This is a genomic window from Deinococcus sp., assembly GCF_030523985.1.
Lineage (GTDB): Bacteria > Deinococcota > Deinococci > Deinococcales > Deinococcaceae > Deinococcus.
Map to the genome: position 1 here is coordinate 1 of NZ_JAUNHK010000030.1, position 12,842 is coordinate 12,842.

At 67.0% G+C, this 12,842-nt stretch carries 14 protein-coding genes; 7 read left to right on the forward strand and 7 right to left on the reverse strand.

Going from position 1 to position 12,842, the window contains the following annotated elements; all coding sequences use genetic code 11:
- The coding region (locus Q4C89_RS06355; RefSeq protein ID WP_303101767.1) for a UbiX family flavin prenyltransferase at positions 1-400 on the reverse strand (400 nt) is incomplete at its 3' end.
- 211 nt (positions 401-611) lie between these two features.
- Positions 612-2,897, reverse strand: coding sequence for a DUF937 domain-containing protein (locus Q4C89_RS06360; RefSeq protein WP_303101768.1), 2,286 nt, complete (start codon positions 2,895-2,897; stop codon positions 612-614).
- A gap of 174 nt (positions 2,898-3,071) precedes the next feature.
- On the opposite strand from Q4C89_RS06360, the gene Q4C89_RS06365 reads away from it, so the two are divergent.
- Positions 3,072-3,926, forward strand: coding sequence for a sulfurtransferase (locus tag Q4C89_RS06365; RefSeq protein ID WP_303101769.1), 855 nt, complete (start codon positions 3,072-3,074; stop codon positions 3,924-3,926).
- Between the two features lie 46 nt (positions 3,927-3,972).
- Here the strand turns inward: Q4C89_RS06365 and Q4C89_RS06370 are convergent, their stop codons facing one another.
- Together Q4C89_RS06370 and Q4C89_RS06375 are read right to left on the reverse strand one after the other, a co-directional pair.
- Positions 3,973-4,347: a hypothetical protein gene (locus tag Q4C89_RS06370; protein ID WP_303101770.1), complete on the reverse strand. Its 375-nt coding sequence runs from the start codon at positions 4,345-4,347 to the stop codon at positions 3,973-3,975.
- 77 nt (positions 4,348-4,424) lie between these two features.
- Complete coding sequence (locus tag Q4C89_RS06375) at positions 4,425-5,531, reverse strand: hypothetical protein (RefSeq protein WP_303101771.1); 1,107 nt, start codon at positions 5,529-5,531, stop codon at positions 4,425-4,427.
- A 113-nt stretch (positions 5,532-5,644) separates the two neighbouring features.
- Between Q4C89_RS06375 and aguB the strand changes: the two genes are divergently transcribed.
- The 3 genes from aguB (at position 5,645) to Q4C89_RS06390 (ending at position 8,269) form a co-directional block, all read left to right on the forward strand.
- A complete protein-coding gene (aguB, locus tag Q4C89_RS06380; protein WP_303101794.1) occupies positions 5,645-6,538 on the forward strand; it encodes an N-carbamoylputrescine amidase in 894 nt (297 codons plus the stop codon).
- Between the two features lie 100 nt (positions 6,539-6,638).
- Positions 6,639-7,547, forward strand: coding sequence for a hypothetical protein (locus Q4C89_RS06385; RefSeq protein ID WP_303101772.1), 909 nt, complete (start codon positions 6,639-6,641; stop codon positions 7,545-7,547).
- 56 nt (positions 7,548-7,603) lie between these two features.
- Positions 7,604-8,269, forward strand: a complete 666-nt coding sequence (locus Q4C89_RS06390) for a metal-dependent transcriptional regulator (RefSeq protein ID WP_303101773.1) — start codon at positions 7,604-7,606, stop codon at positions 8,267-8,269.
- Positions 8,270-8,331: 62 nt separating this feature from the next.
- On the opposite strand, the gene Q4C89_RS06395 is transcribed toward Q4C89_RS06390, so the two are convergent.
- Complete coding sequence (locus Q4C89_RS06395) at positions 8,332-9,258, reverse strand: biotin--[acetyl-CoA-carboxylase] ligase (protein WP_303101774.1); 927 nt, start codon at positions 9,256-9,258, stop codon at positions 8,332-8,334.
- Between the two features lie 86 nt (positions 9,259-9,344).
- Between Q4C89_RS06395 and Q4C89_RS06400 the strand changes: the two genes are divergently transcribed.
- The 3 genes from Q4C89_RS06400 to Q4C89_RS06410 all read left to right on the forward strand — a co-directional run bounded on the left by Q4C89_RS06400 (position 9,345) and on the right by Q4C89_RS06410 (position 11,304).
- A complete protein-coding gene (locus tag Q4C89_RS06400; protein ID WP_303101775.1) occupies positions 9,345-9,752 on the forward strand; it encodes a Fur family transcriptional regulator in 408 nt (135 codons plus the stop codon).
- Between the two features lie 65 nt (positions 9,753-9,817).
- Positions 9,818-10,480 (forward strand): hypothetical protein, encoded by a 663-nt coding sequence (locus Q4C89_RS06405; protein ID WP_303101776.1) that lies wholly within the window; start codon positions 9,818-9,820, stop codon positions 10,478-10,480.
- 170 nt (positions 10,481-10,650) lie between these two features.
- Entirely contained in the window at positions 10,651-11,304 is a 654-nt protein-coding gene (locus tag Q4C89_RS06410) for a MarC family protein (RefSeq protein WP_303101777.1), read from the forward strand.
- A 72-nt stretch (positions 11,305-11,376) separates the two neighbouring features.
- On the opposite strand, the gene Q4C89_RS06415 is transcribed toward Q4C89_RS06410, so the two are convergent.
- Positions 11,377-11,772 (reverse strand): WGxxGxxG-CTERM domain-containing protein, encoded by a 396-nt coding sequence (locus Q4C89_RS06415; RefSeq protein WP_303101778.1) that lies wholly within the window; start codon positions 11,770-11,772, stop codon positions 11,377-11,379.
- A 106-nt stretch (positions 11,773-11,878) separates the two neighbouring features.
- Complete coding sequence (locus Q4C89_RS06420) at positions 11,879-12,832, reverse strand: metallophosphoesterase (protein WP_303101779.1); 954 nt, start codon at positions 12,830-12,832, stop codon at positions 11,879-11,881.
- Between the last annotated feature and the right edge of the window lie 10 nt (positions 12,833-12,842).

The window sequence follows — 12,842 nt, forward strand, 5'->3', positions numbered from 1 at the left end:
GCATATTCACCAGCATCGGTCTGGGCATGGGGTCTTCGCGCAGCACCAGCACCAGTCGCCGCCGCTCCTTGAGGGTCACATGGGCGGCGCGACTGAGCAGGTTGTCGGCAAAGCCGTGCGCCACTTTCGCCAGCGTGCCCGCGCTGCACGGCACAATCACCATGCCGTCCGTCCTGAATGACCCGCTGGCGATACTCGCGCCCAGGTCGCGGTCTTCGTGGACGGTATGCGCAAGCGCAGTCAGTTCGTCCAGCCGCACGCCGCCTTCGGCAGTCATGACCCGCTTGGCCCCGCTGGTCACGACCAGATGCGTTTCCACATCCAGCGCGTGTAGAGAACGCAGGATGTCCAGCGCGTAGGGAATCCCGCTGCCGCCCGAAATGCCGACGATGAGGCGCATGGAGCCAAGGCTAGCAGCAAAAACCCCACCTGCCGGAAGCAAGTGGGGCCATGTCGGTGCGCGCTCTTGTACTGATTCCGATTGAATCCCCCACACTGGGGGATGAAATCCGACTGAAAGGAGTGGGAACAAGATACGGATTTCGCGGTATGGAGCCGTAGGCGGCTCTTTCCCGACTATGGCGGAATGGAGCGAAATTCGTATTACAGAATTACTGGGCGCGGACCTTGAGGTTGAGGGTCGCGTCGGCGGGGGACTCGGCGCTGGTGCCGCTGGCACGCACTTCGTAGATCACGTCGTTGACGGTGCCGGGCTTGCCGCCGGGGTTGCTGGTGTAGCTCCAGGTGCAGCCTTCGCCCAGCGGGATTTCCTTGGTGCCGACCAGACGCCCGGCGCGGCGCACCGACACGGTGTAGCCGGTGCCGCTGCCCACGCCGCCGAAGCGGAAGGGGGCGCTAACGGTTTCGCCGTCGTTCAGGCTGACCGACAGGTCTTGGGTACATTCGCCCGCAGCGGTGGTGCCAGCGGCCACCTTGACGGGCAGGGTCGCCACTTCGTTGCCGTCGCTGTCGCGGATCGTGTAGGTCTTGTCGCCAGCGGTGGGCGCGGCCACGTCTGCCGTCCAGGTGCCGTCGTCGCCGACCACGAAGGTGCCCACGCTGGTGCCGTCTTCGAGCAGTTCGTAGGTCTTGCCCGCTTCGCCGGTGCCCTTGAGGTTGAAGCCCGTGGCAGACACTTCGGCGCTCTCGGCAGGTTCGCTGATGGCGAAGGTGCCAGTGGCGGTGCCGCCCGCAGCGGGAGTTTCGGCAGGGGTTTCCTCGGGCGTTTCGGTGGTCGTCCCGGTGGCGTCGCCCGCGCCCTCGTCGGTCACGTTCACCTTGAACTCGGACTTGGCATTTTCGCCGCCGATGATGCTGTAGGTGTGTTCACCGGGGGTGGGAGCGGGGATTTCCGCCGTCCAGTTGCCCTCGGCGTCGGCGGTCGCTTCGGCCACCGTCTGACCCTCGTCCTCAATCCTGAGCTGCATGTCGGGGGCCGCCGTACCGCTCATGGTGAAAGGCTCGGCGGGGAGGTTGCTGTCCGACTGCGGGTTGTTGACGATGATGCCGCCGCCGTCCTGCTGGGTGGTCGTGGTGGTGGTCGTCGTGGTGGTCTTGTTGTTCTGGTTGGCGAGCCAGCAGCCGCCGAGCAGCAGCAGGGGCAGCAGCCAGACCCACCAGGGGATGCCACCCTTGCGCTCGGTGGTCGTGGTGGTCACAGGGGTGACGGGCGGTGGGGGCGGGGTGACCGGCTTGGCGGTATTCACGGGGGCGGGCGTTTCCACGACGCGGGTTTCGGGAACTGCCGTGGCAATCACGGTCTCGGTGGGGGCAGCAGCCGCGCCCGCTGTGGTCGCCGCGCCCAGCGCACCCGCACCGAGCAGCCCGGTCAGGCCCGTCATGCCCGCCGGAATCAGACCGGAGAGCTTGTCGCCCATCGCGCCGAGCAGCCCCGTCAGTACCAGCGGACTCATGCGGGAGGTGCGGGCCGAGCGGCCCAGCAGGCCCAGCACCATCGGGGTGAGCAGAGACAGCAGGCGTCCGGCATTGGCGCCGCTGCCGCCGAGCGCGGTGCCCAGGCGTCCGGTCAGGGTGTCCACGTTGCCGAACAGACCACCGAGCAGGCCCCGGCCCTGGCCTTCCAGGCGGGCCAGTTCGGCGCTGTCGCCGAGCAGGTTGCCGCTGAGGTGACCGTCGTCACCCAGCACACGCTCGAATTCCTGAGCTTGCTTGAGCAGTTCGCCCGCTCCGGCTTCGGTACGGCCCTTGTTGACCAGCGCGTTGAGCACCACAGGCAGCGCGCCCATCACGGCCTTGCCCGCGTCGGCTCCGGTAAATCCGGCGGCGCGGCCCACCTTTTCAGCAGTCGCGCCACTGAATTCGGCCTTCATCGCGTCGAGCAGGCTGGTGGGGGTGATGGCGTTGTCGGCCAGCGCGGCCCCGGTCTGGGTCACGGCGGCGGCGACGGGCGCAGCGGCGGCGGCTCCCAGGCTGAGGTCGGTCAGTCCACCGCGCAGGCGGCCCAGCATGGTGTCGGCGTTCACGGCCGTCATGCCCTGGCGACCCAGCAGGCTCAGCACCAGCGGCAGGGTCATGCTCATGACCTTCTGCACGCCGCCGATGCTGCCCCCCACCCGGCGGGTGACCTGCTGAACAATCTCGTCGGCCTGACCGCCGAGGAGTGCGGGGGCCAGCAGTTCGCCCGCCTGTTGCAGATTTACGGCCCCGCTGGGGGTGCTCAGGGCTTCTTGCACGCTGCCGAAACGCGGCAGGTTGCTGATGGCCTCACCGAGGCGGGCGCGACCCTCGGGGGTTTCGGCGTGGGCTGCCAGCGCGTCGATCTGAAGCGGCAATCCCAGGCTCAAGGCACGCTGCGTCAGGGTGGGGTCGAGACCCACCACCTGTCCGAGATGGGCGACCGCTTCCTGGCTGAAATACGACTGAATGATGTCTTTCATGGTTCCTCCTATCGCTGCTCGTCCATCCGGCTCACGCCCCAAGGTTGAGAGACTTCGCAAATGTATCTTTTCATATTTTTCGTGTCGTCTGAGTGGTTATGAATTTTTTCTTCATCTGCGCCCGCACAAGACAACCTGCCCCGTGTCGCCCCGGCCCCACACTAGGCTGGCCTCATGCCCTCCCCCCTGCTTGACGCCGCCTGGCTGCTGAAACGCCGCACCGACCCCGACCTGCGCGTGCTGGACTGTCGCTACCAGCTCAGCGACCCGCTGCTGGGACGGCTGGCGTACCTGGAGGGCCATGTGCCGGGCGCGGTCTACGCCGACCTGGAAACCGACCTCAGCGGCCCGGTGCAAGAAAGCGGGGCAGGCGGGCGGCACCCCCTCCCCGACCCACAGACCCTGGCGGCGTGGCTGGGCGCGGCGGGCATCGGCAACGGCAGCCGCGTGCTGTGTTACGACGACCCCAGCACGGGCGGCGGCTACTACGCTTCGCGGGCGTGGTGGCTGCTGCGCTGGCTGGGGCACCGCGAAGTGTACGTCCTGGACGGCGGCTGGCCCGCGTATCTGGCGGCGGGGGGCGAGGTCAGCACCGCCGAACCGACGCCGACCCCAACCACTTTTGTCCCCCAGGTCCAGCCCGAAATGGTCGCCACTGCCGAGGACGTACAGGCGCAGGATGCGCGCACGGTGCTCATCGATTCCCGCGCTCCCGAACGCTACCGGGGCGACACCGAGCCGCTGGACAGGAGGGCGGGGCACATTCCGGGCGCCGTCAACCGCCCGTTCAGCGCCGCTTTTACTAGGGACGGGCGCTATCAGTCAGCACAGGCCCAGGCCGAGCGGCTAAATGTAGGAGACGCGCCCACCATCGCCTATTGCGGCAGCGGCGTGAGCGCCACGCCCAACCTGTTGGCCCGCGAACTGGCGGGGGTTCCGCTGGGGCCACACAATCGCCTGTACGCCGGGTCATGGAGCGACTGGGTGAGCGACGATGGTCGGATGGTGGCGACGGGAGAAGAAGGGTGAGGGCGGAAACCAGTTTTCAGGGAACTTGGTAGAATCAGGGCTTGCGTCAGGAACCTTTGGCCTTGAGACAGGGCAGCGATTGCAACAAATCCTCGGCCCGAAAGTTCAGATTGTGGATGTTTGGATGGCTGGTGCCGTGCTGGTAGGTCACTCCTGCCGCATTCCAGACCACCTGCCCCGACCAATCCGGCCCAGGCCAGTAGGTGCGGCGAATCGGGAGGCTCGGCTGCTCGGCGCAGCGCACTTCCAGATACTGTTCAGCCAGACCACGATTCGGCCCCCAACCGCCCCAAAGGTCTATGGCCCGAACTTCCAGCCCGGTCCACTGTCCAGGCGGCGCGGCCCAGGTGCGAACGATCTTTTCGTCCTGCCCGGCGCAGCCTGTGAGGAGAAGGACCAGAGAAATCGGGACAAGGCGCATAGGCTCAAAATAGGCAAAACAGGTCGGCAGCGCGTCCGTCGAAAGGTAGAGATGCCCCAGCGTTTCAGCCCTCTGCCCTATCTCAGCGTCACACTGTCCGTCTCATTCCCCGCGTCCTTGTACTGCACCTGCCACTTGGGGCCTGCACCGTCGGCCCGCAGCCCTTCGGGAGTCTTGGGGTTGGGGAAAGAGCAGTACCCGCCCGTCTGCTCACCCTGCCACGCCCTGGCGTTTGCTGCGGCGGTGCCGATGACGCTGTTCGTCCAGCGCACGTTGCGGAGGTAAGAGCCGCTCTGGAGGTTCTGATGCCCGCGCTTTTGCCCGATGGTGGTCATACGCTTGAGCACGTTGCCGCCGCCCAGCGCGTCCCAGGCGTAGCGGGCGTCCACGGGGGCGCGGAGGGTCAGGGTCGCGGCCTCGCGGCTGACATTGGTCACGCCACTCATGGTCATGCTCAGGATGGTCTGGCCCGCCTCCTGACTCACCCAGAAGGTCAGGTCGGCGGCCTGCCCCGCCAGCAAGCGCCAGGGGTCGCCGCTGCGCTGCCGCTCGGTGCTGACGGTCACGCCACTCGCCCCGCCCGGCTGCTCGATGAGGAAAAAGGGCGCCCAGTCGTCCTGCTCGCGGGCCATGTAGCGCCCGTGCTGAAAGCCCGCGTCCACCGCGCCGCCCTTGCCGCCCCAGCCGCCCACATACACGAAGGCGGTGTCGCCGCTGCCCCCCGATTTTTCTTCGTACAGGTCGGCGCTTTTGTCGGTGGGCAGGTACACGCTGCTGCGCTGGTAGCTGTAACCGGGTTTGGAATACACGCGGCGGTATGGCCCGGTGTGCTCGTCGCGGCACTGCACCTTCACGCCCGGCGGCACCTTCTGGCCCGCGCCGTCGTGCTGGGTGGTTTTGGGAGCGCTGCCGAAAATCTTGGAAATCAGGCTGCCCAGCCCGCCTCCGCCCGTCGCCCCCACAGGCCGCAACTCGCCCGTGATGGGGTGGGCGACAAAGCGGTGAAGGTCCAGCGCCTCCGCCAGCGCCGCGCTGTTGGCGGTTATGCCGCGCTCGGTCAGCACCGCCACATGCCGCCCCTGCTCTGCACTCAGCCCCGGCAGCAGCGCCAGCAACAGGTCAGGGTCGGGGCCGTGAGGCTGAGGCGGAGCGGCGGGGTGGGGGGCGGGCGTCCAGAGGGTCATGGATGGGAGTTTAGAGGGCCAGGGGTCGGAGAGTCTCAGGCTTAGGTCGGGCGAAGGTCACGCCTTTGCCGACAGTTGCGCTGACGCTTGCCCGCTATCCTTGCCCCATGACCCTGAGCCGCCGCCCCGACCACATCAAACTCGCCGTCGTGCAGATGCATATCACCGACCAGTTGGAAGACAACGTCTCCCGCGCTATGGGCCATGTTCGAGATGCCGCCGCCCAGGGAGCGCAAGTCATCCTGCTGCCCGAACTGTTCGAGAACCTGTATTTCTGTCAGGTGGAACGCGAGGAATACTTCGCGCTGGCGCACGAAATTGAGGGCCACCCCTTCATCGGGCGCTTTCAGGAGCTTGCCAGGGAACTCGGCGTGGTGCTGCCCCTCTCGTACTTTGAAAAGGCGGGACAAGCCCACTACAACAGCCTCGTTTGCATTGACGCCGACGGCACCCTGCTCGGCAACTACCGCAAAACCCACATTCCCGACGGCCCCGGCTACGAGGAAAAATACTATTTCAACGGCGGCGACACGGGTTTCAAGGTCTGGGACACGCAGTTCGGGCGCATCGGCGTGGGCATCTGCTGGGACCAGTGGTATCCGGAGACCGCCCGCGTGATGATGCTTCAAGGCGCAGACTTTTTGCTGTACCCCACCGCCATCGGCTCCGAGCCCGCCGAGGTCGAGACGCCCAACAGCCACCACATGTGGCAACGCGCCATGCAGGGCCACGCGGTCAGCAACTCGACCTATGTGGGTGCGGCCAACCGTATCGGCACCGAGAAAGTCGGTGAGTTGGAACAGACCTACTACGGTCACGCCTTCATTGCCGACTACACGGGCGAAATCGTGGCGGAATTCGGTGAAACCGAGGAAGGGCCGCTCGTCTTCGACCTCGACCTCAAAGAAGCCCGTAAATTCCGCGCTGGCATGGGCTTTTTCCGTGACCGCCGCCCCGAACTGTACGGCCCGCTGCTGACACTCGACGGGCAGACGCGGCGGGGCTGAGCCGTCTGCACAGCCGGGCCTCCGCATGCCAGCAAGGCAGGGGAGGCCCTTTCGTCACGGCCTCTCCATTTCCTGACAAGATGAAGCAGAATAGAGAGACATGACACCTTCCCTTGCCGAGTTCACGAACACGTCGCGCCGCTTATCTGCTTGGCTGGGGGTCTGGCGCATCCTGATCGTCATTTTCAGCGTGCTGGGGGTGCTGAGCTTCATCGGGGGCTTTTTCCTGTTCAGTGCCTCTGCGTCAGAGCCAGGGACAAACGCAGGACCGATCGGCCTGTTGCCCCTCCTGTTTATCCCCCTCATTGCCCTGATGGCCTGGATCTACACGATGCTGCTGGGCCAGGGTAAGGATTGGGTGGACGGCGCGACGAGCGCGGTGGAGCGGGGCCAGCCGACCCAGCTCAGGACCATCCAGGGCACCCTGGACAAGTGGTTGTCGTTCTTTATCTGGGGCATGCTGGCTTATATCGTCATCGTCCCTCTGATCCTTCTTGGAATGTCTTTCACGCTCGGAATAGTTTTCGGAGACATTACCGGAGCACTTTTCGGTTCGCTCGGCCTGGTCTTTTTCCTTGTGATGATCGCTTCTTTCCTGATAGGGACCTACTTTCCTTATACCGCCCTGCGCCAGTTCCTCGCCAGAGCGACGGCCCGCTTGGGCGGTTCCCCGGTGGCGGTCACGCCGTCGGCCAACAACCTGCGGACCTGGATGTGGGTCCTGATCGCGCTGCAACTGCTCAGCCTGCTTTCCAACCTCTTCACCCCGATGATTGGGGGCAGCGACAGTGCTTCAGCCGGACTTCTGATTGCTTTCGTCACCTTGCCTCTGACCTTGGGCCTTTCTCTGCTGTACCTGATTCCCATGTGGCTTGTCGGCAAATTTGCGACCCTGCTCGGTGAGCTGCTCGACCGCCAGAGGCCCGACTCGGCCCCCACCGGGCCCCTGCCCGACAACCTCAGCATCGGGCGAATTGCCGACAGCTTCGACCACACGCAACAGCGCTGAGAGTAGGGGGGCGAGGAGCCCCAGTGTTCTCAGGTCGCCCCGCTAGACTCTTGGGCATGACCCGCTCCCTCTCCCCTTCTGCCGAGGACTACCTCAAGCACCTGTACGTGCTGGGGCAGCAGGGCAAGGTCAACACCCAGGCGCTCGCCGACGCGCTGGGCGTGGCTCCGGCGAGCGCGACAGGAATGCTCCGCAAGCTGACCGAGCAGGGGCTGGTGTCGCACGCGCCGTACCAGGGCGCCCGGCTGACCGCCGAGGGCGAACAGGTGGCGCTGGAAGTGCTGCGGCATCACCGTCTGCTCGAACTGTTCTTGCACCGGGCGCTAGGTGTGCCGCTGGACGAAGTGCATGAGGAGGCCGAGCGGCTGGAACATGCCCTGAGCGAGCGCCTGGAAGCCCGCATCGCCGCGTGGCTGGGCGACCCCACGCACGACCCGCACGGCGACCCCATTCCGACCCTGTGCGGACAGCTCCCCGCCCGCGCCGAGCGCCGCCTCTCGCAACTCGCGCTGGGTGACTGCGCGACGGTGGCCCGTGTGCCCGACAGCGACCCCGAACAACTTCGCGCCCTGGTCACGGCGGGCCTGACCCCTGGTGCCCGCCTGAACGTGCGGAGTGTGGACGCGGCCCTGGGCACCCTCACCGTCGAGCGCGACGGCCTGCCGCTCACGTTGGCGCTGGGGGTGGCGGGACAGGTGCTGGTGCTGGGGGAAAGGGACTAGGCGCGGGGCGTTCCAAGTTCGGCTCCTGTCTGGCGCAGCTCCGACAAACCGCCTCGCCACGTCTACAGGCCGCCCACCAGTTGCACGTCGCCCGCCGTGACCGTGACCTGCCCGGAGGGAGTGTCCACCAGCAGGTTGCCTTGCACGTCCAGGTCACGGGCCAGCCCTTCCACCGGCCCCTGGAGGGTCTGCACCTGCACGCGGCGACCCAGGGTCAGGCTGGCGGCTTTCCAGGCGGCCAGGATGTCCGGGGCAGGCTGGGCCAGCCAGTGTTCCAGTGCGGCCAGCACTTCGCCCAGCACGGTGGCCCGCGTGAGGCCAGGCACCCACTCCTGCAAGTACCCGGCCCCTTCGGGCGCACTGCCCACGTTCAGCCCGATGCCGAGTACCGCCCGCCGCGCTTCCTCGCCGCGCAGGTCGGCTTCGAGCAGGATGCCCGCCAGCTTGCGCCCGTCCGAGGTCAGCAGGTCGTTGGGCCACTTCAGGCCGCAGGGCACGCCCAGCCCGGTGCAGGCGGCATGCAGCGCCACCCCCGCCGCCAGCGGCAATAGGGGCAACCGCGAGAGTGAGAGTTCGGCCTGCGGGTTCCCGCGCAGCAGCAGGCTGAACACCAGCGCTCCCTGGGCCGTTTCCCAGGCGCGGCCCCGGCGACCCCGGCCTGCCGTTTGACGTTCGGCGACCACCACGGCCCCGTGCGGCGCGGGATGGCGCTCGGCATCGGCCCAGAAGCGGATTTCGTCCTGGGTGCTGGTGACGCGGCCCCGGTAGCACAGCGCCCGCCCGAACAGCCCCCGCAACGGCACCAGCCCCGGTGCGGGCGTGCCGGGCGCGAGCGCGTACCCGGCGCGGCTGATCTGCACCGGAACCCCCTCTTCCTGAAGCCGCCGGGCCAGGGTGTTGACCGTCACCCGTCCGACCCCCAGGGCTTCGCCCAAATCGTCCCCGGATTGCGGCAGATCGGTCAGGAGGGGCAGCAGACGCTGGGGCATGGCTCAGGGTAGCAAGCCCCACGCCCCCCACCCGGAGGTGAAGGCCGGACACCGAACAGCAAAGGCAAATCTGCTATAAGTCAGGGATGACGATGGTGCGTCAAACCAAACAACGGGCGGCGGTGGTCGAGGTGCTTCAAACCGCCCGCTCTCACCCCGACGCGGGGGAGGTTCACGCCCTGGTGCGTGAGCGGCTGCCCAGCGTGAGCCTGGGAACGGTGTACCGCACGCTCGACGCCTTGGTGCGCGACGGTACGGTCGTGACCATCGAACGGGCTGGACAGGCCACCCGCTACGACTACCGCCACCCCGGTCAGGAGCACCACCACGCCGTTTGCCGCTGCTGCGGGGCCATTTTCGACGTCGAGCTGGAAGCCTTGCCCACCCTGCCGCCTGCGGCTTTCCCGGCGGGGTTCGAGGTGCAGGGCGTACAGCTGGAATTCCTGGGGGTGTGCGCCCAGTGCGCCGAGCCTTCCGGGGCGCAACCGCACTGACCTGCCCTCCCCCGCACCCCGCCCCCCTGCATCTGTCCCGTGCGGGCCGCGCTAGCCTCGGCAGCATGACTGCTTCGCCTCCCGACTCTTCTTCCTTTCCCGTTTTCCGTGCGCGGGAGGCGTGGCCTGCCTTTTTGCTGGGCTGGGGACTGGGCGCGGCGCTGCTGTTCGGGGTGCGCTTCCTCGGCGAGGCACTGCTCGCTGGCCCCTGCCAGGGCCGCACGCTGATTGCGCTGCTGGTGCCGTTGCTGCTGGGGCCGGGGGGCTTCGCTCTGGCCTCGCTGCACCGGGGCAGCATGCGCCGCGCCGCGATCGGCCTGGGCCTGGTGGTGGCCTCGCTGTTTCCGGCGCTGTACGTGGGGGCCAGCGATATCGGCAAGCTGCGAACCGGTGGTTGCGCGGGCGGCTACCTCGTTCTGACCGAACCGGGCAAAAAATCGGTCAGCCGGGTCGAGATTCGCGGCGGCAGTTCGCACACGCTCGAAGGCCGCATCGGGGGCTACACCACCACGTCGCATCCGGGGTTTTTCAAGCTCGAAGGCCGCAGCAGTACGCCCCTGGTGCGCGTCGTCCTGCCCCGCACCCAGGCCCGTGCAGGCGAGACTTTTCCCGTGCAGATCGTGGTGGAGCCGGGGACATCCATCAACCTCTACACCGTCAACGTGCTGGCGACCCAGGGTGAACATGCCGGAGCACCCGCCGCACTCGAAGTGGACGTGCGCCCCTGATACCGATTCCGATTGAATCCACCAGCGTGGGGGATGAAATCCGACTGGAAGGAGAAGGAAAAATACGGGTTCCGGGCGATGGACCCGCATCCGGTGCTTTCCCGGATGTGGGGGAATCAGACGGAATCCGTATGAGCCGCCGGGCAGACCCTATCCGTTAAGCTCTGCGGGTGGATTGGGCCGAAGTCGTCACCCTGAGTTACCGGACTTTTTTGACCATGCTGGTCATCATGGACCCGGTGGGCCTCGCGCCCATGTTTATTGCCCTGGCGCGTGACCGCCCCGATTTCGAGAAGCGGCGGCTGGCGCTCAAGGCCACGCTGGTCGCGGGCGGCATCATCTTCGTGTTCGGCCTGTTCGGGCGCGCACTCTTGGAACATCTGGGCATCAGCCTCAGCGCCTTCCGTATTGCGGGGGGCGTGCTGCTGTTCATGGTGGCGCTCGACATGGTTTCGGCCCGTCAAAGCGGCACCAAGGAAACACCCGAAGAAGAGCGCGAAGCCCAGGAACGCGAGGACATCAGCGTGTTTCCGCTGGCGATTCCCCTGATTGCTGGCCCCGGCACCCTCGCCAGCATCATGATTCAGGCCAATGCCGCGCACGGCGACCCGATTCTGATGTTTGCCGTGTTCGTGGTGACCGGGCTGGTGCTGGCCCTGTGTTACTTGGCCCTGCGCCTGAGCAGCAAAATTGCGAACGTGCTGGGCCTGACCGGGGTCAACGTGGTGACCCGCGTCTTGGGCGTGTTGCTCGGCGCACTGGCCGTGCAGTACATCGCCGACGGCATCCTCGAACTGATGCGCGGTGGCCTACGCCTGAGCTGAGCACCCAACAGCCGCAAAAAACCTGCCCCCGACAGAATCAAGCTGTCGGGGGCAGGTTCGGTGTATCCGCGCTTAGCGGCGGTTGGTGTCGTTCTGGTTGGTGTGGGTGTTCGCCGTCACCACGGTTTCACGCTGGGGGGTAGCCGTGGTGTGGGTGGTGTGCACGACGGGGGCGGGGCGGCTGCGGCCCATCAGACCGGCGAGGCCCAGCAGACCCAGCAGACCCCAGGGGAAACCGGCGGGCTCGCGCTCGTTGCCCGCCACGCCGTCCTGCTCGGCGGCGGTGGTCACCGCGTCATTTTCGACGTTGGTGTCGGTATCGGTGGTCGTCATGTCGGTGGTTTCCGTGGTGACGGGGGTTTCGGTGGTGGTGGTGGTCGTTTCGGTGGTGCTGGTGCTTTCCTGAGCGAAAGCCGTGGTGGCAGCGGGGGCAAGCAGCAGGGTCAGAACGAGAAAAGTCTTTTTCATGATGGTCTCCTTGGTGGCGACTGTTCTCGCCAAGTTCCTGAAGTGTGGGGGTTTCCCACTCCGCCCAAGTGAGTAGACCTGTAGATGAGCTTTAACTGAATGATGTTCAATTGTCGTGCCCTGCCCTCATCCCGGAGCCGAGTTCAGCCCCAGACAGGGAAACTCGACCGGAAGCGGTGCGAGAGTCGGGCGTCAGCGTCAGCAGCGTGATTTCGGGTGGGCAGAGGTTGCGCAGCGGCACCCCGCTCATCCCCAGGCCCCGGCTGACATAGCCGGTGACGCCCTGCGGTCCCTGCACCCAGCCCATCGTGAAGCGGGGGTCGGCGGGCACGGTCAGCGCCCCCAGCAGGGGCAGACGCACCTGCCCGCCGTGGGTATGTCCACTGAGCACCAGTTCGGGCCGTGCGGTCATGGTCAGCAGCAGGTCTGGGTTGTGGCTCAGCAGCAGCGTGGCCCGCGTCCCCGCGCCGCGCAGTGCCTTTTCGGGGTTGGGCTGGCCGTACCACAGGTCGTCTACCCCCCCCAGCCACAGGTCGTCGCGCAGGGCGCGGCCCTCATCGCGCAGCATCGTCACGCCCCGGTTGCCCAGGGCCGCACTCAGGCGGGTACGTTCCTGTTGCCAGTCGTCGCGGCCCGCTCCCCGCCGGAGGCTGCCGTAGCGCCCGAAACTGCCGTAGTCGTGGTTGCCCCACACGCCGTAGACCCCCAGCGGTGCCCGCAGCCGCCCCAGTTCGTTCAGCAGCGGTTCCTGCGCTGCCGGGTCGCCCGTGTCGAGCAGGTCGCCCCCCAGCACGATCAGGTCGGGGCGCTGCGCCAGGGTCGCGTCTACCCACTCCCGCACGCTGCCCGCACCGATGTAAAGGCCGTAGTGCAGGTCGGTCAGCCAGGCCACCCGCACGGGCCGGGTCAGCCCCGGCAGGGCAAAGGACTGCGGCACAACGCCGAAGCGGTAGCCCTGGGTCACGGCGGCCCCGCCGCCCAGCAACAGACCGCCCCCGACCAGTCTCCGCAGCAGGGCGCGGCGGTTCGGGTCGGGGGCGACGGAGGAAGCGTCAGTCATGTCGGCAGGC